Source organism: Streptomyces sp. NPDC050416, from assembly GCF_044458845.1.
In the GTDB taxonomy this organism is placed as follows: Bacteria; Actinomycetota; Actinomycetes; order Streptomycetales; family Streptomycetaceae; genus Streptomyces.
This window is the reverse complement of sequence record NZ_JBITII010000019.1, coordinates 51,980-76,639: the sequence shown is the minus strand read 5'-3', so window position 1 is coordinate 76,639 and position 24,660 is coordinate 51,980. Positions and strand designations below refer to the sequence as shown.

Annotated in this window: 23 protein-coding genes; 7 read left to right on the top strand and 16 right to left on the bottom strand. The window is 72.4% G+C overall.

The genetic code is table 11. The features are described 5' to 3' along the window. Positions 1-119: 119 nt before the first annotated feature. Positions 120-1,184: a LacI family DNA-binding transcriptional regulator gene (locus ACIBL4_RS38595; protein WP_399416490.1), complete on the top strand. Its 1,065-nt coding sequence runs from the start codon at positions 120-122 to the stop codon at positions 1,182-1,184. Here the strand turns inward: ACIBL4_RS38595 and ACIBL4_RS38590 are convergent. Genes ACIBL4_RS38590 through ACIBL4_RS38575 form a run of 4 tightly spaced genes read right to left on the bottom strand, consistent with a single transcriptional unit; the run spans position 1,147 to position 5,751 of the window. Next, the gene (locus ACIBL4_RS38590; protein ID WP_399416489.1) at positions 1,147-2,523 is read right to left on the bottom strand and encodes a glycoside hydrolase family 32 protein; all 1,377 of its coding nucleotides are present in this window, start codon (positions 2,521-2,523) and stop codon (positions 1,147-1,149) included. The genes ACIBL4_RS38595 and ACIBL4_RS38590 overlap by 38 nt on opposite strands. Then, entirely contained in the window at positions 2,520-3,374 is an 855-nt protein-coding gene (locus tag ACIBL4_RS38585) for a carbohydrate ABC transporter permease (RefSeq protein WP_399416488.1), read from the bottom strand. Before ACIBL4_RS38585 ends, ACIBL4_RS38590 begins: the two co-directional genes overlap by 4 nt. A 14-nt stretch (positions 3,375-3,388) precedes the next feature. Beyond that, the gene (locus tag ACIBL4_RS38580; RefSeq protein WP_399416487.1) at positions 3,389-4,345 is read right to left on the bottom strand and encodes a carbohydrate ABC transporter permease; all 957 of its coding nucleotides are present in this window, start codon (positions 4,343-4,345) and stop codon (positions 3,389-3,391) included. Then, on the bottom strand, positions 4,342-5,751 hold the full coding sequence (locus tag ACIBL4_RS38575; protein WP_399416486.1) for an extracellular solute-binding protein: 1,410 nt from the start codon (positions 5,749-5,751) through the stop codon (positions 4,342-4,344). The genes ACIBL4_RS38580 and ACIBL4_RS38575 overlap by 4 nt, the downstream gene beginning before the upstream one ends. Before the next feature lie 159 nt (positions 5,752-5,910). Between ACIBL4_RS38575 and ACIBL4_RS38570 the strand changes: the two genes are divergently transcribed. The 3 genes from ACIBL4_RS38570 to ACIBL4_RS38560 all read left to right on the top strand — a co-directional run bounded on the left by ACIBL4_RS38570 (position 5,911) and on the right by ACIBL4_RS38560 (position 9,180). Beyond that, on the top strand, positions 5,911-7,455 hold the full coding sequence (locus ACIBL4_RS38570) for a glycoside hydrolase family 32 protein (protein WP_399416485.1): 1,545 nt from the start codon (positions 5,911-5,913) through the stop codon (positions 7,453-7,455). A 105-nt stretch (positions 7,456-7,560) separates the two neighbouring features. Continuing rightward, complete coding sequence (locus ACIBL4_RS38565) at positions 7,561-8,535, top strand: TauD/TfdA dioxygenase family protein (protein WP_399416484.1); 975 nt, start codon at positions 7,561-7,563, stop codon at positions 8,533-8,535. 81 nt (positions 8,536-8,616) lie between these two features. Next, the gene (locus tag ACIBL4_RS38560) at positions 8,617-9,180 is read left to right on the top strand and encodes a dihydrofolate reductase family protein (protein ID WP_399416483.1); all 564 of its coding nucleotides are present in this window, start codon (positions 8,617-8,619) and stop codon (positions 9,178-9,180) included. On the opposite strand, the gene ACIBL4_RS38555 is transcribed toward ACIBL4_RS38560, so the two are convergent. The 5 genes from ACIBL4_RS38555 to ACIBL4_RS38535 form a co-directional block, all read right to left on the bottom strand. After that, the gene (locus ACIBL4_RS38555) at positions 9,177-10,205 is read right to left on the bottom strand and encodes an LLM class flavin-dependent oxidoreductase (RefSeq protein ID WP_399416482.1); all 1,029 of its coding nucleotides are present in this window, start codon (positions 10,203-10,205) and stop codon (positions 9,177-9,179) included. The two genes, ACIBL4_RS38560 and ACIBL4_RS38555, sit on opposite strands and share 4 nt — an antisense overlap. 89 nt (positions 10,206-10,294) lie before the next feature. Continuing rightward, entirely contained in the window at positions 10,295-11,800 is a 1,506-nt protein-coding gene (locus tag ACIBL4_RS38550; RefSeq protein WP_399416481.1) for a metallophosphoesterase family protein, read from the bottom strand. 46 nt (positions 11,801-11,846) lie between these two features. After that, the gene (locus ACIBL4_RS38545; RefSeq protein WP_399416480.1) at positions 11,847-12,689 is read right to left on the bottom strand and encodes an MHYT domain-containing protein; all 843 of its coding nucleotides are present in this window, start codon (positions 12,687-12,689) and stop codon (positions 11,847-11,849) included. A 131-nt stretch (positions 12,690-12,820) separates the two neighbouring features. After that, on the bottom strand, positions 12,821-13,576 hold the full coding sequence (locus ACIBL4_RS38540) for a dienelactone hydrolase family protein (protein WP_399416479.1): 756 nt from the start codon (positions 13,574-13,576) through the stop codon (positions 12,821-12,823). Between the two features lie 144 nt (positions 13,577-13,720). Further along, complete coding sequence (locus ACIBL4_RS38535; RefSeq protein ID WP_243377919.1) at positions 13,721-14,341, bottom strand: L-threonylcarbamoyladenylate synthase; 621 nt, start codon at positions 14,339-14,341, stop codon at positions 13,721-13,723. 218 nt (positions 14,342-14,559) lie between these two features. Here ACIBL4_RS38535 and ACIBL4_RS38530 point away from each other — a divergent pair, with 218 nt between their 5' ends. Next, complete coding sequence (locus ACIBL4_RS38530) at positions 14,560-16,053, top strand: helix-turn-helix domain-containing protein (protein WP_399416478.1); 1,494 nt, start codon at positions 14,560-14,562, stop codon at positions 16,051-16,053. A 230-nt stretch (positions 16,054-16,283) separates the two neighbouring features. Here the strand turns inward: ACIBL4_RS38530 and ACIBL4_RS38525 are convergent, their stop codons facing one another. The 6 genes from ACIBL4_RS38525 to ACIBL4_RS38500 are packed head-to-tail and all read right to left on the bottom strand — an operon-like array spanning position 16,284 to position 21,773. Then, positions 16,284-17,510 carry a cytochrome P450 gene (locus ACIBL4_RS38525; protein WP_399416477.1) on the bottom strand — a complete coding sequence of 409 codons (1,227 nt, stop codon included), beginning with the start codon at positions 17,508-17,510 and terminating at the stop codon, positions 16,284-16,286. Next, a complete protein-coding gene (locus tag ACIBL4_RS38520) occupies positions 17,507-18,745 on the bottom strand; it encodes a cytochrome P450 (RefSeq protein ID WP_399416476.1) in 1,239 nt (412 codons plus the stop codon). The genes ACIBL4_RS38525 and ACIBL4_RS38520 overlap by 4 nt, the downstream gene beginning before the upstream one ends. Then, positions 18,742-19,365 (bottom strand): GTP-binding protein, encoded by a 624-nt coding sequence (locus ACIBL4_RS38515; RefSeq protein WP_399416475.1) that lies wholly within the window; start codon positions 19,363-19,365, stop codon positions 18,742-18,744. The genes ACIBL4_RS38520 and ACIBL4_RS38515 overlap by 4 nt, the downstream gene beginning before the upstream one ends. After that, the gene (locus tag ACIBL4_RS38510) at positions 19,337-19,699 is read right to left on the bottom strand and encodes a DUF742 domain-containing protein (RefSeq protein ID WP_059416629.1); all 363 of its coding nucleotides are present in this window, start codon (positions 19,697-19,699) and stop codon (positions 19,337-19,339) included. Before ACIBL4_RS38510 ends, ACIBL4_RS38515 begins: the two co-directional genes overlap by 29 nt. Then, positions 19,696-20,118, bottom strand: coding sequence for a roadblock/LC7 domain-containing protein (locus tag ACIBL4_RS38505; protein WP_356928909.1), 423 nt, complete (start codon positions 20,116-20,118; stop codon positions 19,696-19,698). The genes ACIBL4_RS38510 and ACIBL4_RS38505 overlap by 4 nt, the downstream gene beginning before the upstream one ends. Beyond that, the gene (locus ACIBL4_RS38500) at positions 20,115-21,773 is read right to left on the bottom strand and encodes a sensor histidine kinase (RefSeq protein WP_399416474.1); all 1,659 of its coding nucleotides are present in this window, start codon (positions 21,771-21,773) and stop codon (positions 20,115-20,117) included. Before ACIBL4_RS38500 ends, ACIBL4_RS38505 begins: the two co-directional genes overlap by 4 nt. Before the next feature lie 342 nt (positions 21,774-22,115). Here ACIBL4_RS38500 and ACIBL4_RS38495 point away from each other — a divergent pair, with 342 nt between their 5' ends. Further along, entirely contained in the window at positions 22,116-22,352 is a 237-nt protein-coding gene (locus ACIBL4_RS38495) for a hypothetical protein (RefSeq protein WP_020276938.1), read from the top strand. Between the two features lie 70 nt (positions 22,353-22,422). Here ACIBL4_RS38495 and ACIBL4_RS38490 read toward each other — a convergent pair whose 3' ends face one another. Then, positions 22,423-23,037 carry a hypothetical protein gene (locus tag ACIBL4_RS38490; RefSeq protein ID WP_399416473.1) on the bottom strand — a complete coding sequence of 205 codons (615 nt, stop codon included), beginning with the start codon at positions 23,035-23,037 and terminating at the stop codon, positions 22,423-22,425. A gap of 96 nt (positions 23,038-23,133) precedes the next feature. Here ACIBL4_RS38490 and ACIBL4_RS38485 point away from each other — a divergent pair, with 96 nt between their 5' ends. Beyond that, positions 23,134-24,603: a hypothetical protein gene (locus ACIBL4_RS38485; RefSeq protein WP_399416472.1), complete on the top strand. Its 1,470-nt coding sequence runs from the start codon at positions 23,134-23,136 to the stop codon at positions 24,601-24,603. Positions 24,604-24,660 lie beyond the last annotated feature (57 nt).

Sequence of the window (24,660 nt, the reverse complement as noted above, 5' to 3'; positions counted from 1 at the left end):
GGACCTTCCCGTTGACTTGTGTGTTCTGCATGTCTCGTCTGGCTGTGTCGTCCCTCCAGCGTCACGGATAGGGTGAGCAATGATCAACCGGACGGGTGGGGATGAGGACGGCGGACGGCATGGGCAGCGCCGAGGAGAAGCCGGCGGCACGAGCGGGACGTCCCACCTCGCGGGACGTCGCCCGGCTCGCCGGCGTGTCGCACACCGCGGTGTCCTTCGTGTTCAACGGCCGCGCCGAGGGCAACCTCTCGCCCGCCACCCAGGAGCGCATCCGGCAGGCCGCGATCCAGCTCGGCTACCGGCCCGACCCCGTCGCCCGCGGTCTGCGCCGCAGCCGTACGGCCGTGATCGGCCTGGTCACCGACGAGATCGCCTCCTCACCGTTCGCCGGGCGGCTGCTGCGCGGCGCCATGGACACCGCCTGGGCCGGCCAGCACCTGGTCCTCACCGTCGACTCCGGCGGCGACCCGGCCAAGGAGGACGCGGCGGTCGCCGAACTCCTCGACCGGCGCGTCGACGGCATCGTCTACGCGGCCATGTCGCTGCGCCGCGTCCGCGTCCCCGAGGGCCTGCACCGCACCCACTCCGTGCTGGCCAACTGCCTGCCCGAGGACGGTTCGCTGCCCGCCGTCATTCCCGCCGAGCGCGCCGGCGGCCGTACGGCGGCCCGGCTGCTGCTGGAGCAGGGGCACCGGCGGGTCGCGTTCGTCGGCGGGCAGGACGACATCGCCTCGGCGGAGCGGCTGCGCGGTTTCCGCGACGCGCTGCGCGCCGAGGGCATCACCGTGCCCAGGGACCGGGTCGTCCGGACCGGAGGCGAGATCTCCGGCGGCTACGAGGGTGCCGTCCGCCTCCTCGACGGCACCTCGGCCGACCTCCGGCCCACCGGGATCTTCACCTACAACGACCGGGTCGCGGCGGGCGTCCTGCACGCCGCGACCCGGCTCGGGATCGCCGTACCCGGCGACCTGTCGGTGGTGGGCTACGACGACCAGGAGCACATGGCCGCGTACCTCACGCCGCCCCTCACCACCGTCGCGCTGCCCCACCGGGAGATGGGCGAGGCCGCCGCCCGGCTCCTGCTCGACTCCATCGTCACCGGCCGGACCCCGCCGGCCACCGTGCGGCGTCTGGCCTGCCCGGTGATCAGCCGTGCGTCGGTGGGACCAGCTCCCATCCGGTGACGGTCGCGTCGGACGGCACCGTCAACTCCCGTATGTCGTCGGGCCGCTCGTAGACGCGCTCGGTGACCATGGCCCGGTCCCCGGCGAACAGCTCGTACAGAGAGCCGTCGACGAGGACGCGGACCGTGAGCTCCTCGCCGGGCGGCGCAGGGACGACGACCGGCGCCCCGGCCTCCGCACGGGGCCAGTCGCCCCGGTCCAGGGTCACGGTGCCCTCGACCGGGTCCAGCCGGACCGTCAGCTCGGTGCCCGAGGCCGAGCGCAGCAGACTCACCGTGGTGTGACCGCGGGCGCTCACCGTCAGGTCGTAGGCCGCCGGCAGCGCGGCCCGGCCCGGCGCGGTGACGAACGGTTCGGCGGCACGCAGCCGGTGCAGCTCCGGGGCGGGGGTCACCCGCAGCGCCCCGTCCGGGTGGACGTCGACGACCCGGGGCGCGGTCAGGACGCCGGCCCAGCCGGCCTCGCCCTGCTCGCGGGCCTCCCACGACCAGCCCCACATCAGGACCCGGTCCGGCTCCTGGAGCACGGCGGGCGCGTAGAAGTCGCGGCCGTGGTCGAGCAGACCGCCCGCCCGGGCGGTAAAGCGCAGGTCCGCATCCAGACGTCCCGTCAGATAGCCGGTGGTCCACGGGTCGCCGTCCCACAGGGACACGACCAGCACCCACTCGCCGCCCCGCGTCGCGAACAGCTGCGGGCACTCCCAGCCGGTCGCCCGGTCGCCGAACACCGCGGCGGCGGCCGGGTCCCGGCCGTCCAGGAGCACACCCGCGAAGCGCCAGCCGGTCAGATCGTCGCAGTCGTACAGCAGGACCGACGGCGTGCCGTCGGCGTGCCCCGCGCCGACCACCGCCCACCGCCGGCCGCCCTGCCGGAAGACGAACGGGTCGCGGAACATCACCACGTCCAGACCCTCGGGCGGGCCCGTCACCACCGGCGCCGGCAGGGGAGTCCAGTCGGTCAGCGCGGGGTCGTCCGGATCCGCCGCCCGGGCCAGACAGATCGTGCCGAGCCCGCTGTGGTCATGGTCGACCCCGGTGTAGACGGCCGTCGGCACGCCCCCGTCGTCGACCACGCACCCGGACCAGCAGCCCGCCTCGTCCGGGCCGCCCGGGGTCGGAGTGAGGGCGATCGGATGGTGCTCCCAGCGGGCGAGGTCGGGGCTGGAGGCATGGCCCCAGTGGACGTTGGCGTGCACCGGGGCGTCGGGGTTGTGCTGGTAGAAGAGGTGGTAGCGGCCGCGCCAGCGGAACGGGCCGTTGGGGTCGTTCATCCAGTTGGCGGGCGGGCGGACCCGGAAACGCGGGGCGTGCGGGTCCTGCGGGGGAGCGGCGAGGCTCAACGGTTGACTCCTGCGGACGTGATGCCCTCACGCAGAGGACGCTGGCCGACGACGAACACGGCGACGGCGGGAATCATGGAGAGGACGACACCGGCGAGCACCACGGAGACGGAGCCGGTGCCGAGGTTGCCCTGGAGGGAGACCAGCCCCAGCGGCAACGTGTAGTTCTCGCCGGAGGTTTCGAGGATCAGCGGACGGAAGAACTCGTTCCAGTGGTAGTTGAAGGCCAGGACGCCGACGATCGCGAGGCCGGGCGCGGCCAGCGGGGCGTACACCGACCGGAACGTCCGCCAGGGGCCGGCACCGTCCAGCATCGCCGCCTCCCCCAGATCCTTGGGCATGCCCAGGAAGTACTGCCGCATCAGGAACGTGCCGAACGCCGTCGGGAAGGCCGGGATGATCAGCCCGAGCAGGGTGTCGGTCAGGCTCATCGACTTCAGGACCAGGAACACCGGCACGATCGTGACCTGCAAGGGCACCATCATCGTCGCCAGGACCAGGGCGAACAGCGGCTTCTTGAAGCGGAACTCCAGGCGGGCGAAGGCGTATCCGGCCAGCCCCGCCGTGATCATCTGGCCGACCGCGATCAGACCCGTGACCAGCGTGGAGTTGAGGGCGAGCAGCCACACGTCGATCTGGCCGAACACCCCCCGGTACGCCTCGGTCGACGGGTCGGAAGGGATGAGCTGCGGCGGCAGGTCGAACGCCTCGGCGGGCGTGCGCAGCGAGGTGGACACCGTCCACACCACCGGGCCGAGCGTGAGCAGGGCGCACACCGTCAGCCCGGCGATCCGCCCCCACGGCGCCAGCCCGTGGCGCGCACGGCTGAAGGACAGGGTTGCTTGGCTCAAGGGACTCACCCGGCTCACTGGTAGTGGACGAAACGCCGGCTGAGCCGGAACTGGAGGGCCGTGACCGCCATGATCAGCACGAACAGCAGCACACCTACCGCGGACGCCTCACCGAAGCGGAGCTGCTCGAACGCGGTCTCGTAGATCACCATCACGACCGTGCGGGTCGAGTCGCCGGGACCGCCGTTGGTCAGGACGTACGGCTGCTCGAAGACCTGGAGCGCGTTGATGATGCCGACCACGGAGGCGACCAGCAGCGTCGGCGACAGCAGCGGCAGCGTGACGGAGAGGTGCTTGCGCAGGCCGGTCGCGCCGTCCAGGGCGGCGGCCTCGTGGATCTCCTTCGGGATGTTGTTCAGACCGCCGACGAACAGCAGGAACGAGAAGCCGAACTGCTGCCAGACGTAGACCAGCACCACGGTGGCCATGGCCGCGTTCTCCGACGTCAGCCACGGCACCGGCGCGATCCCGACGAAGCCCAGCAGCCAGTTGATCACCCCGAAGTCCTGGTTGAACAGGTACTTCATCACCACCGAGATCGACGCGGCGGACAGCACCAGCGGGAAGAAGAACGCCGAGCGGAACACCGACCGCAGCCACCCGGGCATCCGCCCGGTCAGCGTCAGGGCGAGCGCCAGCGCGACGAGCAGTTGCAGCGCCACCGCGAGCACCATGAAGACGAGGGTGTTGCGGAAGGACACCAGCACGGTCTCGTCGCCGAACACCGCGCCGTAGTTGGAGCCGCCGGCGAAGCGCGGCGAGTCGATCACGTTCCAGTGGAAGAGGCTCAGCACCACCGAGCCGACGATGGGCACGACCGTGAAGACGACGATGCCGACGATCGTCGGGGCCAGGAACAGTGTGGCCAGCAGCCGGGTGCCGCGGTCGCGGGCCGAGGGGCGCGGCGCCTTCTCGGCGGGCGGGACCTCGGGCCGTTCGGCTCGGGCGGGCGGTATCCGGGTGTCCGTCATGCGTCACGCTCCATGGCCTTCTCCAGGTCGCCCTGCAACCGGCGCAGCGCGGGACGCACCGAGCGCGAGGAGGCCAGGGCCGTTCCGGTGTGCTTGAGCAGCAGTTGTTCGACCTCGGCGACCTGCGGCGGCGCCGGGATCGGTCCCGTGTCGGGGAACCGGTCGAGGGTGTCGTAGAAGACCTGCCAGTGCTCCGGGCCGGTCTCCTCGTAGCGGCCGGCGGTCAGCATCGAGCGGCGGGCCGGGGTGGTCTGGTTCGTCGTGAACAGCTGGGTCAGGGTGTCCTTGCGGGCCGCGTACTTGATGAACTCCCAGGCCTCTTCCTGCCGTTTGGAGGTGCGCAGCAGCGCGTAGCCCGCCGCGCCGTACTGCATGCGCTGGGTGCGCCAGCGCGGAAAGTACTGCACGTCGAACCCGTCCCGCTCCATCCCCGCCAGGTGCAGGCCGCCCGCCCAGAAACCGCCCGCCGGAGTGACACCGACCCGGCCGGTGGAGAACACGCCGATGAGGTTCTGGCCGTTGCCGCCCTCGGGGCGGGTGCACAGGCCGTCCCGCACGAGCGAGGCGAGATAGTCGTAGACCTCCTCCACCCGGTCGTGCGTGGCCTGCGGCGTCGTCCACCGGAAGCCGCCCCCGCGGCCCGCGCGTTGGCCGGCCGGGTAGAAGGAGTCCCACAGCCACTCGCCACCGGGCGCCTTGGACTCCGCGAGCAGATTGGTGTCGTTCGCGAACAGCCAGGGCACCACACCGCCCCACAGCCGGTTGGTCCAGAAGTAGGGCGTGAAGCGGGCGCCGCTCGCCTGCTTCATGTCCCGCAGCAGTGTCGTGAAGTCGTCGCGGGTCCAGTCGGCCGGCGGGTACTGCGCCCCGGCCCGCCGCAGCACCTGGCGGTTGAGGTACATGTCGGCCGCGTTGAACTCCACCGGCAGCTGGAAGAGGCTGCCCTCGTACATCATCGACTCCACCAGCGACGGATGGACGTCGGCGAAGTACTCCTTCAGCTCGGCCGCGTCCCGCTTCACCCACTTGTCCAGGGCCACGCCGAGCCGCTGCGCGAACAACTGCACGCCCTCGGTGGCCACGTACACCAGGTCCGGCGCGGTGCCCGCGGCCACCTGCGTGAGGATCTTCGCGAAGAAGTCCGACCAGTCCACGGCCTGCACCGCGTTGATCTGGAGCTTGATGTCGGGGTGCAGCTCGCGGAAGCCCTCGCGGAGCGTGCGGATGGCCTCCGGCCCGTAGGCGGGGCCCAGTGTGGCGACGACGAGGGAACCGTCGTCACGTCCGGGGATGTCGGCTCCGGTGAGCCGCTCCCAGCTCGCGGCGGTGCCGCCCAGGGCGGCGGCACCCGCGCCGTAGGCGCCGTACCGCAACAGCCTGCGGCGGGTGAGGTGCGAGTCGGTCATCGTGGGCCCTAACTCGTGTTAGTTGAGGACTGATGCCCCAGATGATGTGAGCGCCGTACAGACGTGTCAAGACCGCGCGACCGCTTGACCTTTAACGAGTTAGGTCCCACAGTCCTGAGGCACATGAGCCACCGTTTCCGACGAGAGGAACCAGGTGTGATGCGCGGGATCACGAGGAGAGCCCTGTTCGCCGGCTCGGCCGTGGGCACGGCCGGCGCGTTGCTGCCCGCCGCGGCGGGCACGGCGGAGGCCAGGCCACGCAACGGCTGCGCGAGCTACCGCGCGGCCTACCACTTCACCGTCCCCGAGCAGTGGAAGAACGACCCGCAGCGCCCGGTCTGGATCGACGGCGCGTACCACTACTACTACCTGCACAACGCCGACTACCTGTCCGGCGCGATCGGCACCGCCTGGCGGCTGGCCACCAGCACCGACCTGGTCTCCTTCACCGACCGGGGGATCGCCGTGCCCAAGGACACCACCCCCAACGGCGACGTCTGGTCGGGCTCCGCGGTGGTCGACACGGAGAACACGGCGGGCTTCGGGGCGGGCGCGGTCGTCGTCCTGGCCACCATGTCGCCGCACGACGGCCCGAGCGACCAGGCGCAGTACCTGTACTACTCCACCGACGGCGGCCGGACGTTCACCCCGCACGGCACCGACCCGGTGCTTGCCAACCCGGGCGTGCGCGACTTCCGCGACCCGAAGGTGATCCGCGACGAGGAACGCGGCCGGTGGGTCATGGCCCTCGCCGAGAACGACAAGGTGGGCTTCTACCACTCCGCCGACCTCAAGTCCTGGACGTACGTGGGCGGCTTCGTCAAGAGCGGCATCGGCGTGCTGGAGTGCCCGGACCTGTTCCGGATCCGCGCCGCGGACGGCACGGCCAAGTGGGTGCTCGGCGTGAGCGCCAACGGCAAGGGAGCCGGGCTGCCCAACACGTACGCGTACTGGACGGGCTCCTTCGACGGCAGCGCCTTCACGGCCGACGCCGAAGAGCCGCAGTGGCTCGACCACGGCTGGGACTGGTACGGGGCCGTCACCTTCGAGAAGCGGACGGCCAACGGCGCCCTCGACGAGCGGACGCGCTACGCGATCGGCTGGCTGAACAACTGGGACTACGCCCACATCACGCCCACCATCGACAGCGACGGCTTCAACGGCACCGACTCGATCGTCCGCGAGATCACGCTGAAGCGCGCGGCCGACGGCACGTACCACCTGGCGTCCCGGCCGGTCGCCGCGCTCGACCGGTATGTCTCCCGCACGGTGCGGCTCGGCGATCTGGCGGTCGAGGGCACCCGCGTGCTCGACTACCGGGGCACCGCCTACGAGCTGACCTGCGAGATCACCTGGGACCTGCTCACGGGTGCGGGAGTGCAGCTGCGGCGCTCCCCGGACGGCGTCCGGCACATCGACGCCGGCGTCCACCGCGACTACGCCTACCTCAACCGCCGCCCCAGCGTGTCACCCGACCTGTCGGGCCGATGGCAGGAGAGCCGGAGCCCCTTCGACCCGGCCCGGCGCACGGTGAGTCTGCGCATCCTGGTCGACCGCACATCCGTGGAGCTGTTTCTCGACGACGGCCGGTACGCGCACGCGTCGGCGGTCTTCCCGTACCTGCTCGACACCGGGCTCGCGCTGTTCACGGTCGACGGGAGGGCGGTGTTCCGGAACACGGTGATCCGGGAGTTCGAGGTGTGAGGGGCGCCGGCGCGGTGTCGCCCCGGGCGGGGATCGCTGTCACGATCTTCCGGTAGGCACGACCTTCCGGTAGGCACGACCACGCCCACGACCAGCGGAGTGCGCATGACGACGGACAGCCCGATGACGGACGAGGCGGTGCGGGACGCCGGGGTGGAGGTGAGGCCGGTCGCCGGGCACATCGGCGCCGAGATCGGCGGGGTCGACCTGGCCGCCGACCTGGACGACACCGTGATCGCCGCGATCAGGGCGGCGGTACTGCGGTGGAAGGTGGTGTTCTTCCGGGGGCAGCGGCTGGACCACGCCGGGCATGTGGCGTTCGCGCGCCGGTTCGGGGAACCGGTCGTGCTGCCGCGGCGCGGCAAGGCCTCGCCCCCGGACTTCCCCGAGATCGAGACGACCGCCGACCGGCTGGAGCTCGGCGGGCGGTTCGGCATGGAGCACGACGAGTGGCTGCGGCGCCGCCGCCACAGCCTGCTGCGCGGCTGGCACTGCGACCACGGCGCCCGTGTCGACCCGCCCGCCGCGACGATCCTGCGCGCCGAGACCGTGCCGCCCTACGGCGGCGACACCACCTGGTCGAATCTCGCGGCGGCCTACGCCGGACTCTCCGCGCCGCTGCGGGAGTTCGTCGACGGCCTGCGGGCCGAGCACCGGCTCGGCGTCGGATACCAGCCCCGCCCCGGCGACGACGCCTACGTCCGCCACCTGCTGGACCGCCAGGTCGCCTCGCTGCACCCCCTGGTGCGCGTCCACCCGGAGACGGGCGAGCGGATCCTCTACGTCAACGGCTACTACGTCGAGCAGATCGCCGGCCTCTCCCGGCCCGAGAGCGCCGCGATCCTGGACCTGCTGCTGGAGCAGGCGGTCCGGCCCGAGTACACGGTCCGGTTCCGCTGGGAGCCGGGCAGCGTGGCGTTCTGGGACAACCGCGCCACGATGCATCTGGCTCCCGGCGACACCGCACACCTCGACCACCCGCGGATCATGCACCGGGTGATGCTCGCCGGGGACGTGCCCGTCGGGGTGGACGGCAGGGCGTCGGAGCCGATCACGGGGACGGCACCCGGCCGCTGGTGACACGAACCGATCCGTGAGTCGCGATGAGTTTCGCGATGTCCCCCGGTCGTACTGTCGAACCCCTTACTCAGGAGGACACCGATGCGCAGCGTGACGTATTCGATGAACGTCTCACTGGACGGCTACATCGTCGGGCCGGACGGCGGCTTCGACTGGACGGAGCCCGACCCGGAGGTCTTCCGCTTCTGGATCGACGAGATCCGGGACGTCGGCGTCCACCTGATGGGACGACGGCTGTACGAGACGATGCTGTACTGGGAAACCGCCGACCAGGATCCCTCGCTCGGCGACGCGGAGCTGGAGTGGGCCGCGCTCTGGAATCCCCTCCCGAAGGTGGTGTTCTCCACCACGCTGTCGGCGGTGCAGGGCCGTGCCCGTCTGGCCTCCGGCGGCCTGGCGGAGGAGATCGAACGGCTGCGGGCCGAGCCGGGGGAGGGCGACATTGCGATCGGCGGCGCGACGCTCGCCGTCCAAGCGGCCGACTTGGACCTGATCGACGAGTACCGGGCCGTGGTCTACCCGGTGCTGGTCGGCGGTGGCATTCCGTTCTTTCCCCGGAGCGAGCGCCGGGTGGATCTCGAACTCGTCGAGACCCGCACCTTCAACTCGGGCGTCCTCTACCTCCGCCACCGCGTGGCGCGCTAGACGCCCGGTCGCCACCCCAGTGCCGGGCCGAGCTTCGTCGCCGTGTCGGTGAGGATCTGGACGTAGTCCTCGTACTCGAAGGTGAAGGGCAGCGCGAAGGCGACCTCGTCCACCTCGCGGAACGCCGCGTGCGCGTGCAGCCGCTCGGCGATCTCCTGCGAGGTCCCCACCAGGTCCGGCGCGAACAGCAGCCGCGCCGGGCCCTGCGGTGTCGCCGTACGGGGCGTGCGCTCGGCGGCGTACTTCTCGTACCGGGCGCGCTGCCCGTGCGAGGCGGAGTCCGTGGGGATGACGACGAGGCCCTGCGAGACGCGGGCGGCCTCGCCGTCGGGGTGGGCGGCGCGGAACGCCCGGATGTGGGAGAGCTGGATCTCGGCGAAGTCGTGGGGCCCGTCGGGGTCTTCTGCCTTCACGACGCTGCTGGTGAGGAGGTTCATGCCGTGCTCGCCGGCCCACCGGGCCGACCGCAGGCTGCCACCGCCGTACCACAGGCGGCGGCCCAGGCCCAGGGAGTGGGGCTGCACCCGGTCGGAGAAGGTCTCGAACCCTTCCGTCCCGCTGAAGTCCGTCGCCGGCTCGCCCCGCACGAAGTCCAGCAGCCGTTCCACCCGCCCGTAGCCGAAGTCCTCGGCATCGGCCGTGTCCGGGTACAGCGCGCCCTTGACCTGGTCGAAGTGCATCGGCGGGCCCACGCTGACGCCCGGGTTGAGCCGGCCCCCGGACAGCAGGTCGACGGTGGCCAGGTCCTCGGCGAGGCGCAGCGGGTTCTCCCAGCCGAGCGGGATGACCGCGGTGCCGAGTTCGATGCGGCGGGTGCGCTGCGAGGCCGCGGACAGGACGGCGACGGGGGAGGAGATGCCGTACTGGAGATGGCGGTGGCGTACCCACGCGCTGTCGAAGCCGAGCCGCTCGCCCAGTTCGATGATCTCCAGCGTGGACTCGTGGCCGCGCCGGGGATCCGCCTCGTCGAACAGCCCGATGGTCAGGAAGCCCAGCTTGCGCAGCGGTCGTGAGGTCGGTGGCACGAGCCCTCCATCGTTGAACCTTCAAGGGTCTACGGCTGTGCCAACCCGGCAGCGGCCCGCACTGTTCCCGCCGCGCCGGTTCCCGCGTGTCAGCGCAGCGGGATCGTCACCTCGTCCTCGACCGGCGGGGCGAGTTCCTGGGCGCGGTTTCCGGTCGCCGCGAAGCAGCGCAGCCGGACCGACTCCGGGGAGACGTCCAGGCGCAGGAAGCACTTGAAGAACGGCGGGCTGTACGTCGCCGAACTCGGGGAGAACAGCGACGTGTAGATCTTGCGCACGGGCAGCCGGAACCGCTTGGCCCGGTCGGGCCGGCGGCCGGTGCCGAGCAGCCCGGCGACCAGCCGGACGCGCCGGGTGACACGGGTGTCCGCGCCCGGGACACGCGTCGGCGGAATGCCCAGGCGCTCGGCGATCACCGCCGTCGCCTCCGCTTCGGTGAGCGTGAAGAAACGGGGCATGCGCAGCCGGCGGCCGTAGAGCCGGCTGTAGAAGGCGAGGGAGTCGCCGCGCAGCGGATAGCAGCGGAAGTCCCGCTCGGTCACGTTCGCGACGTTGACCCGGGGGATGGTGTGGGTGGCGTGCATGAACGCCCCGCCGCCGCCCGCCACCACGTACTGGAGGGTGCGTCCGTCGTCCAGCCGGACCGGGTAGCGCTGGTAGTTGTGGATGTCGCCGCCTATCGCCGCCACGTAGTGGTGCTCCGGGTCGCGGACGATGTCGTCGACGGTGCCGCCCCCTTCGATGGCGCACGGCTCGCGCCTGCCGTCCACGTACAGCGGCGACCCGGTGACCAGGATCTTCGGGCGCGGCCCTCGGGAGACCTCGCGCAGCCAGGCGCCCTGCTCGGCGTCGACGGTGCCCAGCAGGCCCGTGTCGATGCCGATGATCCGCACCGGTCCGGCGTCGATCGCCCAGTACGGACCCGGCTGGACGGCCTGCTGGGCGGGCGCCGAGCGCAACTTCCGGGCCTCGTCCAGGTGATGACCGTCGTCCGGCCGCGGCCGGTGCCACAGCAGGGACCGCAGCCAGGCCCGGGTCAGCGGGCGCGGCCGGGGCTCGGGCGGCAGCGGCGGGGCGTCGTCGCAGAAGACGCGCATGAAGCCGCCGAGGTCCTCGTACCAGTCGTGGTTGCCGGGGATGGCGTAGATCGGCGCCTGGTAGTCCCGGTAGGGGCGGAAGAACTTGGTGCCGTAGTCGTCCGCGCTGCCCACCGGGTAGATCACGTCACTGGCCAGCACGGCGAAGCGGGTGTCCTGACCGGTCTTCAGAAGGCCCGGCACGACGGCGTACTGGGGGTCGTCGCCCTCACCGGTGTCACCGATGACCAGGAATGAGAAGCGGTCCGGGTCGTCGCGCCGGATCACCTTGCCGGCAGGTGCGCCGGCGGCCGCGCGCTGGGCCACCCACCGGCCGCGGGTGCGGCCGGTCGGATCCCCGAGCCAGGAGGCCAGCACGCCGTTGCGGGCGGCCCACAGCATTCTCGGGTCCAGCCAGGAGATCTTCTCGACCTGCCGCGGCATCAACCGCCGGTACGCGCCGCGTTCGCCGGTGCCCCAGCCGGCGCCTTCGGCGGTTTGGCGTGAGGATTCAGACACCGCTGCACCGTAACAATGATCCAAGGCCCCTCCGCAGGCGGGTCGTTCACCGGCCGCGGGCGTGCGAGTCCGTGTCGTGCCAGGACGTGCGCGGCGCGGGAATGGCATCGGCGGAACGGGCCGGGCCCGGCGCGGGGTTCCGGTTCCCGGCCCGCTCGCCGTGGACCAGCAGCGGGTCGAACATGATCACGACTCCGGCGAGCAGCAGGAAGACGACCGGCCCCAGCAGCATCGGCAGCAGCAGCGACAGGGGCGAGTCGCCCTCCCACGTGCCGCCGGCCGTGTCGTGCACATGGACGCTGACGGCGGCCATGCCCGTGTAGTGCATCCCGGACACCGCCACGCCCATCACCAGGCTCGCCCCGAGGCTCGTCAGCAGGCCGCGGATCGTGACGGCCGACCACAGCGCGGCGGTCGCGGCGGCGATGGCGATCAGCACGGACAGCACGACGCCGACCGGGTGGTAGCCGATGTCGCCGTGCAGCCGCATCGCGGCCATGCCCAGGTAGTGCATGGCCGCCACCCCCAGTCCGGTGACGACACCCGCGACCGCCAGGGTGACACGGCCCGGGCCCCGGTAGCCGACGATGAACACGCCGATGCCCACCACGACGACGGCCACGACGAGGCTGAGCACCGTCGTGGCCGCGTCATAACGGACCCGGGTCTCCTCCACGTGGAAGCCGGTCATGGCGATGAAGTGCATCGTCCAGATCCCGCACCCGATGGAGGCGGCGCCTAACGCCAGCCAACCCGGCTTGAAGGACCGCGTGTTCAGCAGCGAGCGCACGATGCACCGCAGCCCCAGCGCCCCTCCCAGACAGGCCATCAGATACGCCGCCACCGGGGTCACCGCACCGTAGCGGAACCCGTCGACCGTGCCCTCCATGAGCAAACTCCCCCCGAGTCATGCCTGATGTTCAGCAAGGTCTACGCGCACGGATCGAGGGAAAGCAAGCCCTTACCGTCGGTAGGACGGCAACTCCTCGGCAACTCCTGTCGACCAGGTGTCGATTGAGGTCAGAATGTGCGCTTCAGCAGGTCGAGCAGAGCCGCCCAGTGCCGCGCGTCGGCCTCCTCGTGGTACGACGCGGTGTCGGACTGCGTGAAACCGTGGGGCGCGCCCGTGTACACCTCGCACCTGTGGCGGACGCCCGCCGCGGTCAGGGCCTCCTCAAGACGCTCGATCTGCTCCCGGGGCAGCGAAGGGTCCTGGTCGGCGTGGCCGAAGTACAGCTCGGCGGTGACGTTGCCGGCCACCAGGTGCGGGCTGTCCGGCGTGTCCGTCGCCAGCCGCCCGCCGTGGAAGCCGGCCGCGGCCGCGACCCGCTCCGGGTAGGTCCCGGCCGTCAGCAGCGACAGGCGCGCCCCCATGCAGTAGCCGGTCAGCGCGAGCGGGCCGTCGGCCACCACGGGCGACTCGGCCAGCCAGTGCAGATAGGCACCCGCGTCCCGCATGGCGCGTTCGGCCGTCAGAGCCCGCATGACCGGCATGATGCGCTCGAAGATCTCCGGCCGCGCCCCCGGGTCGATGAACTCAGGCAGCTCGAACAGCGGGGCGCGGCCGTGCCGGTAGAACACGTTGGGCACCAGCACCGCATAGCCCTCACCGGCCAGCCGGTCGGCCATGGACCGCAGCCGCGGACGCAGACCGAAGGCGTCCATGTAGAGCAGGACCCCCGGGTGGGCGGCCCCGTCCGCGGGACGGGCCAGATACGCGTCGGCGGTGCCGTCCTCGGTGGGGATGTCGACGTCGGTTCCCTGTACGGCGGTCATGACTGGGCTGCCTCTCTGCGGGATCTCGGCCAGGAACCCGTCCGCGTGACCGGGCGGATCACGGGCATCGTGACACGCCCTTCCCGGGGCATTTCGCCCGCCCCCCGCACAGGGCACAGTCGTGAACGCCCGTTGGCGTGCCCTTTACTCGAAGCGTGAGGTGTCGCCCGCGCCGTGCCGCACGATCTCGGCCTCCCCGCCGGAGAAGTCGATCACCGTCGTCGGCTCCGTGCCGCAGTCACCGGAGTCGACCACCCCGTCCAGCACGTGGTCGAGCAGGTCCTTGATCTCCCAGCCCTGCGTCATCGGCTCCTCCTCGCCGGGCAGCAGCAGGGTGCTGGACAGCAGCGGCTCACCGAGCTCGGCGAGCAGGGCCTGGGTGACGACGTGGTCGGGGATGCGCACTCCGACCGTCTTCTTCTTGGGGTGCTGCAGCATGCGCGGCACCTCCTTCGTCGCGGGCAGGATGAACGTGTAGCTGCCCGGCGTCGACGCCTTGATCGCACGGAACACGTCGTTGTCGATCCGCACGAACTGGCCGAGCTGCGCGAAGTCCTGGCACACGAGAGTGAAGTGGTGCCGGTCGTCCAGCTTGCGGATCGTACGGATCCGCTCGATGCCGTCACGGCTGCCCAGACGGCAGCCCAGTGCGTAACACGAGTCCGTGGGGTAGGCGACAAGGGCGTCCGCACGGATGCTGTCGGCGATCTGGCCGATGGTGCGGGGCTGGGGGTTGTCGGGGTGCACGTCGTAGTACTTCGCCATCCGCCGAGCTTATGCCGCCCCGCGCGGTGCGGCCGCGCAGGGCGGGGTGTCGCCCCGCGGGCGGGCGCCCGGCAGGCCCGCCCGGGACGCCCGGGACGCCCGGGACCCCCGGGACGCCCGGGACGCCCGGGACGCCCGGGACGAGAGTGCGGGACGTGTGGGGTAACGTCCCCGACCGGTGCGCCGGAGGCGGCGCGAGCGACGAGGGGAAGGCCGAGGTGGCTGGCCGAGAGGACGGGAACCGGCAGCAGCGGACACCATCCGGGCCGGGGCCGGCGTGGGCGGAGGAACTGCTCGGCCACCTGCGTCCGGCGGGGCGCGACGTGCCCCGGGTCGTGGGCTGGCTCGCCGGCGCCGTGGGCGGGTCCGTGGCCCTTCAGGACGCCGCCGGGAATCTCCTGGCCGGGACCCGGCTCCCGCTGGACGAGGGCCTCGTCACGGACATCACCGCCGGCCGGATCGCCTCCGCCGCCTGGGAGAGCCGGGACCGCCACCAGCGCCTGGTCAGGGTGGAACACCCGTCCCACACCTGCGTCCTGGCCGTCTCCCGCGAGACCCCCTTCGACCGCCGGGCCGCCGACGTGGTCACCCACACCGCCCAGGTGATCGAGCTTCTGCTGACCGCGCGCGAGTCGACCGCGGCCGGGCGCCGGCTCCGGCGGGCCACCTCCGACCTGCGCCTGGCCATCCTGCAACTGCTCATGGTCGAGGACACCATCGCCGCCCGCCGCGTCGCCGCCGGGCTCTGGCCCGGACTGCTCGACGCCGACACGGCGTGCGTGTACGTCGTCGAGTCCGACCCCGCCGAACGCGACCGCATCGCCGAGGAGTGCCTGGCCAGCACCGGCGAGGACGCCCTGGTCGTGCGCTGCCCGGCCATGGACGGCCATGTGATCGTCGTCGGCCCCCGCGACACCACCGGCGAGACCCTGCGGTCCCTGGTCGGCCGGCACCCGGACATCTTCCTCGGCGGGAGCGTCCGGCAGAGCCTCGCCCGGACCGCCACCGCGTACGGACAGGCCGTCAGCGCCCTCGCCGTCGCCCACTTCCGGCCGGACAAGACGGCGGTCTACGCCGAGCGCACCCACCCCGAACGCCTCATGGACCCCGAGGCGCTGCGCGGCTGGACGGCCCGGGTGCTGCGCCCGCTCGACACCCTGCCCCACCACACCCGCGCCGAACTCCTCGCCACCACACGCCTCGGTCTGGAGTTCACCGCCGTCAACGCGGCCAAGGTCCTCGGCGTCAGCCGCAACACCGTTCGCGCCCGCATGGAACGCGTGGAGACCCTGCTCGGCACCGACTTCGCCGACCTCACGGTCCGGGCCGTCGTCCACCTGGCGCTCAACACCCAGATCGGCCTGCCCGACGCCCACGTCCCCGACGGCACGCGGAACTCCCCGCTCCGGCTCTCCGACCTGCTGTCCGGGCCCGCCGTACGCACCTGGGCCCAGGGCCTGCTGGGCCGGCTGGACGCGGACGCCAGGAACCCGCGCCGGACGCTGCGCGGGTGGATCACCGCCGGCGGCAACGCCGAACGGGCCGCGCAGGCCCTGGGCATGCACCCGCAGACGGTGCGCGAGCACGTCCGCAGCGCCGAACCCGTCCTGGAACGCCAACTGCTCGCCGCGGGCACCGACCTGTACGAGGTCGTGCTGGCCCACCTGGCCGTCGGTGACGTAGACCTGCCGGATTTCCGCCGCCTCGGCTGACCGGCCGGGCCGCACGGGCAACCGGTTGGCCAGGTCCCGGCGGGACGAAACCGGGCCATCCGGACTCAGCTGTGCACGGGTGAGCCCTGTTGAGCACGCAACGGGCATCGACGCGATTCACAAGGCCTCGGCCAGGGACGTAAGTTCAGCGCACCGCGGGGGCTCGACCGGAACGGGGGACCGGTCGCGCTCCCGCGTGCCGCCCTGCGAGGCAGCGGCCTCCGGTTGCCTCAGCCGCGCAGCCGCACGGGTATCTCCCGCCATCCGAAGGCGATGAACGACGGCACCTGCCGCAGGCCCTCGTCACCCGCGGCGAGGCTCAGGCCGGGGAACCGGTCGAACAACGCGGGCAGCGCGGTCAGCGCCTCCAGACGGGCCAGCGGCGCCCCGATGCAGCGGTGCACCCCGATCCCGAACGCCAGATGGTCGTCGGCGGCGCGCGTGGCGTCGAAGACGTCGGCGTCCGGCCCGTAGTGCGCCGGGTCGAGCCCCGCGGCGGCATAGGTCGTGATGATGGCGTCACCGGCCGGGACCGTCACATCGCCGACGCTGAGATCGGTGACGGCGAACCGGAGCGGCAGCGACGCGATCGACGGGTGCGCGCGCAGCGTCTCGTCGACGACGGCGTCCCAGCCGATCTCCCCGGACCGGACGGCCGCCAGCTGCTCGGGGCGGCGCAGCAGGGCCACCACCGCGTTGCCGATGAGATTGACGGTGGTCTCGAAACCGGCCCCGATGACCAGCAGCAGCGTGTACAGCAGCTCCTCGTCGCTGAGCCGGTCGCCGTCCTCGTCCCGGACCCGGATCAGCTCGGTGGTCATGTCGTCACCGGGGTGCGCGGTCTTGTGCGCGATCAGCGCGGGCAGCACCGTGCCGATCTGCCGCTGGACGGACGCCGCGTGCTCCGGGCTCGGGTCGGTGGTGTCCATGAGGTCCGCGATCATCCGGGCGGTGTCCTCGCGTAACGCGTCCGGGACGCCGAACAGTTCGCAGATGATCCGCATCGGCAGCGGATGGGCGAACCCCTCCTTGACGTCCACGACTTCGCCGCCGGCCGCGTCGAGCGCGTCCAGCAGCTCCGCGGTGATCGCCTCCACCCGGGGCCGCATCGCCTCGGTGCGCCGGTGCGTGAAGCTCGGCGCCACCAGCTTGCGCAGCCGCGTGTGGTCCGCGCCGTAGGCGGAGAGCATGTTGACCACGCCCACCCAGCCCAGGATCCAGCCCCAGGACGGATGCTCCCCGATCTCGGGCCACAGCCGCCAGTGCAGCCGCGGATCCTTGCTGACCCTCGGGTCGAGGATGAGCTCCTTCAGCGTGTCGTAGCGCGTGGGCGCCCAGGCGGGGATCCCACCGGGCAGCTCCACGGGCACGAGCGGCCCGAGGGCGCGCAGCCGGGCGCTCTCGCCGGGGATGTCGGCGCCGAACGGGTCGAGAGCGATGCGGTCGGTCACGGTCACGGTCGTCCTCCTGGCTGGTCGGGGGAGCGGGGAGAGAAACGGACGGGCAGCGCCGTCAGCGAGCGGTGGAAGGGGCCGGGTCGCCAGGTGAGGCGCTCGCGGGGCAGCACGGGTTCGAGGTCGGGCAGCCACTGCGTGAGCCGCTCGATCGCCTCGGTGGCGATGAGCAGCGTGGGCTGTTTGACCGGGCAGGCGTGCGGCCCTGCCGACCAGGACAGGTGGGAGGCGTCGCCCGGGTGCCGGTCCGCTCCGCGCTCCTGCTCGGTGGCCTGCGCCAGCGCCCCGTACGAGATCACCACCGGCACCGCGGCCCTGATCCACACGCCGTGGAAGGTGACGGGCGTACGGGCGTAGTGGATGCCGTAGTTGGCGAGCGGCGTCTCGTGGTGCAGCACCTCCAGCACCGCGTCCGTCACCGGGCGGGCACCGCTGGTGAGCGTCGAGTAGTAGGCGGGGTTGCCGAGGATCCTGGACAGCGCGTTGGACACCAGGTTCGCCGTCGGCTCGTGTCCCGCGCCGAGCGTGAGGAACACCTGCCAGGTGACCTCCTCGGGCGTCAGCCCCGCCGGATGGTCCAGCAGCCAGCTCGGCAGGTCGTCACCGCGCCGCTCGGTCTTGGCCGCGATCAGCTCCAGCACGTACCCGGCGTACTCCGCCTCGCCCTCCGCCGCCTGGGCGCCGCCCTCGATCAGCTTGCCGAGCGCGGCGTCGAGCCGGTCGCCGGCGGTGTCCGGCAGGCCGAAGAGGCTGTTGAACACCAGCGCCATCAGCGGCCGGGTGAACTCGCCGACCAGGTCGGCCTCGCCCCGCGGCCCGATCCGGCTCACCAGCAGGTGCACCGCCCGGTGCACCCGGTGCCGCAGGTCGTGCGGCTCCACCAGGTCGAAGGCGTCGATCAGCGTGGTGCGGTAGCGGATGTGGGCGGCACCGTCGGCGAACAGGGTGTTGGGCCGCCAGCGCATCATCCCGAGGACGGGGGAGTCGTCGGGGACGGTCGCCTGCCAGGGCCGGGGATCGTGCGAGAACGTCTTCGTGTCGTGCAGCAGGTCCAGTGCCGCCCGCCGGTCCGTGACGACGTACGCCGGTACACCGGGCGCGACTTCCGCCCAGCCGACCGGGCCCTGGGCGCGCAGGGCTTCGTAGTACGGGCGGGGGTCACGGGCGAAGCCGTCCTCCCACAGGCGGACGGGTGCCGCGCGGGAGAAGGCCTGCTCGGCAGGGGACGGGTGGGTCACCGGTACTCCGCGGGTCGGTGGTCGATCAGGTGCTGGACCAGGGCGAGCAGGGCGTCGATCGAGGAGTCCGCCTCCCGCGCGTCGCAGGTCACCATCGGGGTCGTCGGTTCCAGGTCCAGGGCGGCGCGCAACTGCTCGGGCGTGTGGTGCCGGGGCGCGTCCGGGAAGGTGTTGAAGGCGACCGCGTACGGCAGCCCGCTCTCCTCCACCAGCCCGAGCACGTCGAACGAGGCGTCGATCCGGCGCGCGTCGACCAGCACGAGCGCGCCGAGCGCCCCGTGGGCGATGTCGTCCCACAGCGACCGGAACCGCTCCTGGCCGGGCGTGCCGAACAGATACAGCACGATGCCGCCCGGCAGGCTGATCCGGCCGAAGTCGATGGCGACCGTGGTGGTCGACTTGTCCCGGACCCCGGCGAGATCGTCGACCTGTGCAGACGCCTCGGTGAGCTGCTCCTCCGTGTGCAGCGGGCGGATCTCCGAGACCGAGCCGATCAGGGTGGTCTTGCCTACCCCGAAAGGCCCCGTGACCAGGATTTTCACCAGGTCGCGGGCGGTGTCCGGGAGATGGACGCCGTCGCCGCCGGGGGCGTCAACGGTGCTTGAGGTCGCGAAGGCCATCGGCCACTCTCTTCAGCAGGTCGGGGTCGAAGCGCCGGGCGGGCGGGATCGGCGCGCGGGCCAGCACCAGGTCACGGTCGATGAGGTCGGCGGCCAGCACCAGCACGGCGGAGACGGGCAGCCGCAGCAGGGCCGCGGCCTCCACCACCGTCAGCGACCCGTACTCCAGCTCCTCCAGCAGGGCCGCCTGCGCGGCGGGCAGATCTGCGGGAGCCGGCTCGCCGCTGCCGGTGAGGACCGACAGCCGCTCCAGATGGGCACGGCTGGGCCGGGCCACCCCGCCGGTCGACAGATACGCGGGAACCAGGGGACGGCCGCCTCGGCGGCCCGTCATGCCGGCGTGTCGCCGTCGGCACCTCGGGGCCCCGCGGCCATCGCCTTCTCACCCAGCCGCGCGACCTGCGAGTGCACCCGGTGGGCGAGCAGGTCCAGCCGCACCTCGGGGTCGCCGTACGCGGCCACGCAGGTGCCGTGGTCCGTCGGCACGATGAGCACATAGCCGTGGTCCGACTCGATCACGACCTGTCGGATGTCGGCCCGGTCGGTGTCGGCGAACGCCGCCGCCGCGGTACGGCAGGCGCCCTGCACGGTGCTGGTGATGGCGGCGACCCGCTCGGCCGACGGCCGCGACAGCGCGTCGGTGTAGCCGGTCACGAGCCCGTCCCGGGTGAGCAGGACGGCGGCCACGACGTGCGGCACCTCCAGAACCGGTTCGAGCACCCAGGCCGTGTCCCCCGTTGCGCGGCTGGTCATCGAGCCGTTCCCCCTTCGTCGTCGTTCCGGTCTCGGCCGGTGTCGTCGGGCCCGTCGGCCGTGGTCGAGGCCGGGGCACCCTCAGGTACGGCTGGAGGGGCGCCGGTGTTCGGCCGGGCGGCGAAACGTGCGGCCGCCGTGCCGGACTGGAGGGCGCCGAGGGCGGCGGCGGACTCCTCGGGACGCCGCGGGCGGCGCTGCGGTGCGGGTGCGGGCGCGGCGGCCGGGGTGCCCGGCGGGGGCGTGGCCCGGCTGCGGCGACGCCGCTGGGGGAGTCCACCTCTGTCACGGGGGCCGTGGTGGCCGGGGGCCGGGGCGGCGGGCTGGTCCTCCTGGTCCGTGCCGTAGCCGTGATCGTCGGACGGGGTGGAGTCGGCGGCGGTGGGGGTGGACGGCTGCTCGGGCTTCCCGGACGCGGGGGCCGGGGCCGGACCGGGGGCATGGGCCGGGGTGGAAGGGGCAGCAGGCGCGGCAGGGGCGGCCGCGCCCGGCGCGTCGCTGTGGGACTTCTGCACGACACCGGGGGACGGCACGACACCGGTGGACGTGGCGGCGGTACCGCCCGCCGTGTCCCGCTCCGCCCTGCGGGTCGAGCGCGGGGCGCTGGCCGCCGGAGGCAGTTCGTCGGGGTCGATGCGGGTCAGCAGGTGGCTGTCGATCCGCAGCACCGCCCGCACGCCGCCGTACGGGGACGGGGAGGACAGGTCCACGCTCAGATCGAACTGCCGGGTCAGCTGGCCGATGGCGGCGAGTCCCATGCGCGGCGGGTCGCCGAGCTCGGTGAGCAGGATCGGTTCCGAGCCGGCCACCATCCGCTGGGCGCGGGCCCGTTCGTCCTGCGTCATGCCCAGCCCGGCGTCGTCGACGGTGACGCAGACACCGTGGTGGACGGCCTCCAGGTTGACCACGACCTCGGTGTCGGGCGCGGAGTGCCGCAGCGCGTTGTCGAGGAGCTCGGCGACGATGATGGCGACCGGTTCGACGGCGTGGGACACCAGGGCGGTCCCGGCCTGGAGGTGATTGTGGATCCGGACGCGCTGGTAGCCCGCGAGCCGGGCCTGACCGCCCGTCACCGCGTCCACGAGATGGGACTCCTCCCGGGCCAGCCCCACCCAGGCCCCGCACACCACCGCGGCGATCTGCGCGCGCCGCAGCGACTGCTCGTTCTCGTGGTCCAGCTCGAACAGGGTCTGCGCCAACTCGGGGTCGTCATAGCGCTGTTGCAGGCCGCGCAGGGCGTCCTGCAGCCGGTACAGCGCCGCCTGGATCTCCCGCGTGGCCCCGCGCATCCCGGCCTGCGCGGCGGCGTCGATACGGGTGCGCTGCGCGGCGAGTTCGGCGTGCAGCCCCTTCAGCACCTGCTCCAGCGCGAGACCCAGGGGCGACCCGGCGAGCTGCGGACTGAGCGGGCCGGGCACCGCAACATGCGGATGGGCCGCCTGCCGGGCGGCGGCGGGCACGCGCCGTGCCGCCAGGTGCTCGACCTCGGCCGTGAACGCCCGTGTGGTGCCGTCGAGTCGCGCCCGCAGGGCGGCCGTCTTCGCGCGCTGCGCGGCCAGTTGCCGCCGTGAGCGCAGCAACCCGCCGCCGAGGGCGAACGCGGACAGTGTGCCGACGGCGAGACCGCCGACGACCAGGTCCGGTAATTCGATCATCGAGTCGAGTCCAGGGGGAGTCGGGCAGGGCGGAGTCCGAGGTGCTCTGACGAGCCACCCGCAGCACAGTACACACCGTCATCGACCGGTCTCGCACGGTGGAACGGCACTTCGTTCTGAAACTGACCAGCGTCTGTTCGCTTCTGTGGCAACTGTCGGTATTGCCGTACGCAGGAGGGGAGTTGGTGGTCCGTACGGGTCTGACCGCCGGGTCGGCCGCCCGCCCGCCCGGGCTGTGACCGGACGGACACGGAACGTGATGGAGAGGCGCTGTGTGTCCGACCGGAGGACGGGTACCCGTCCGGCGCCTGAAGAGGTCCGCTCCGTGAGAAGGAGGTCCGAATGACCAGTGAGACGGAGACCGGCGGCGTGACCGGTACGCAGGACAAGGACTACAACCTGATCTGGTACGTCGAGGCGTGCCTGAACAACGCCCTGCGTCTGGAGAGCTACATCCAGGACGCGGAGCGCGCCAAGGACACCGAGGTCGCGGATCTGTTCCGCAAGGCCCAGGCGGACAGCCGCAAGGGTGCCGAACTGGGCAAGAACCTCCTGCGCGCACGCCTCAACGGCGGCTGAGGCCCCACCGGGGCTACACGGCCCGGACACCGCCGGCGGGCGGGGTCCGGGCCCTTCGCGCGGCAAGGGGTCAGAGCCGGAAGATCGCGCTCACCCGTTCGGCGAGTTCGTCCTCCGACATCGTGAGGTCGACCGTGACGGCGGGCAGTCGGAGGCGTGCGGTCTCCTCGCGGAGGCGTTCCGTGAACAGGTGGTCCCGTGCGGCGAGGTTGCGGTTGGCTCGCTCCGGGTCACTGGTCCTCTCCGTGAAACCCGCTCCGGGCGTGTCCCGGCTCGTGAACGCGGCCTGCCGGAACCGCGGTGTGGGCAGGAGCCAGACCGCGTGTCCGGGCTCGGTGAGCAGGGGCTGTACGAGGTGCGGCAGCAGGCGGAATCCCTCGACGACGACACACGTCTCCCGCGGCATGCGCAGCAGATCCTCGACGATCAGCCCGAAGCCCTCGCCGCGAAACCAGTGGAACGTCCTGAGCATGGTCTCCGGCGACCGGTTCACCCAGCGCTCGTCCATGTCCATGGCCATGAACTCGTGCAGGAGCGGGGCCTCGTCGGGCGTGGTCCGGCGGGCGTGGTCCCCCATCACGTCGTCGGTCGAGTAGAGACGCCAGCCGTGCCGGTCGGCGAGTCTGCGGGCGATCGTGGACTTGCCCGCGCCGCTCCCGCCCCCGATCCAGTAGACGTGCCGCATGCTTCCTCTCTCCCGTGATCGCGCTCTGATTGTCAGTGGTGGGTGCCACGATGCCGACAGCTCACCATCCCATCCCCGGACGAGAAGGAGCTGATCGTGCGCAGGCCGGTCGAGGGAGAGGTTCATGTGCACTACGGCCAGATCTACGTCGAGACCGATCCGGACAGCTACGGGCCGGGCCTCGAGGAGGCGTTCGCCGGGCAGAGCGCGGGACTGTGCGGGGCGGCGACACCGGGCGCCCTGTGGCTGAACACCGGACTGCACACCGGCTGGGTGGGCTTCACGGTCGAGGTGCACGAGCAGGCGCCGCCGCTGGACCCGGCCTGGGAGGACGTGGCGGAGGTGTCCTTCCGTCCGGTGTCGGCGGACAGCGCGCTGGTCGAATGGGGAGGGGGAGACTCCTGGCAGCTCGGTCTGGAGGAGACCGACTACCGCGTGCGGTACTGCGCCCGGGGCATGGACCAGGCGAGCGAGCGGGACACCCGGATGGACGGCGAGCCCCGACTCGACTGCTACCTCCTGCAGTTCTGGCCCGCCCCGCCCGAGCCGGACCGCGTTCTGAAGCAGACCTCGCAGGTCGCCGCGTACTGGCACCGCTACGCCCGCGAACTGCCGCCGCCTCCCACGCCCGCCGAACGCGCCGAAGCCGAGCGCCGGGCCCGCCTCGCGCAGGAGCGGGCGGAACGGGAACGCCGGCTCGCCTTCGAGCGATGGCAATGGGGCGGACAGCCGCCGAGCCAGGCCCTGCGGGACATTGGCGGCAACGTCCGCGGCCTGCTCGAGTTCGACCCCGGCCTGGTCCACGCCATCGACGCGTCCGGCCCCGCCACTCAGCGTGAGGTGGCCCTGTTCGCGGCTCGCCGGGCGTGTGAAGCGGCCGGTCTCACCGCCCTCGACTGGGTCGCCGACGCGCTCACGGCCCTGGCCGAAGGCCGTCCGCCGCCGCCGCCGTTCGACGACCACGCCCGCATGTGGGAGACCCTGGCCACCGACCCGCGCGTCCCGGACCGGACCGTCGGCCGGGCCGTCCCGCCCGAGCGGCCGCCCTTCCGGCCGCCCGCGTCCCCGGGCACCCCCGTGCCGCAAGCCATAGAGGCCACACAGGCCGTGGTGGGCCCGGCAGCCGCCGTGGCGAAAACGCAGACCTCCGGTTCCGGCTCGTCCGCCGTGGCGAAACCGCAGGTCTCCGGTTCCGGTTCGTCCGCCTCGGCGATACGACCGGTTTCCGGCTCCGACCCGTGTGACGCGGCGAAACCGCAGATGTCCGGTTCCGGCCCGTACGCCTCGGCGATACGACAGGTCTCCGGTTCCAGCCCGTGTGACGCGGCGAAACCGCAGGTCTTCGGCTCCGGCCTGCACGCCATGGCGGTTACCTTCGGTCCACCGGACCCGTCCGTGCGGATGTCGCAGCCGCACATGGCCCTCCCCGCGGTGACCGACGCAGCCGACCCCGACCCGCTCCGGGCGGCTCTCGACGCGGTGTTCGCGGCCGTCGTCACGTACGGCGAGAACCACCCGGCCCTGCTCGCGGAGGTCTGGTCCGGAGTGCGCGGGACCGGCAGGTGACTGAGCCCGCCCCTCCGGGTACCCGGGCGTTCCGCCATGACCGGCCGGGCGGCCGCT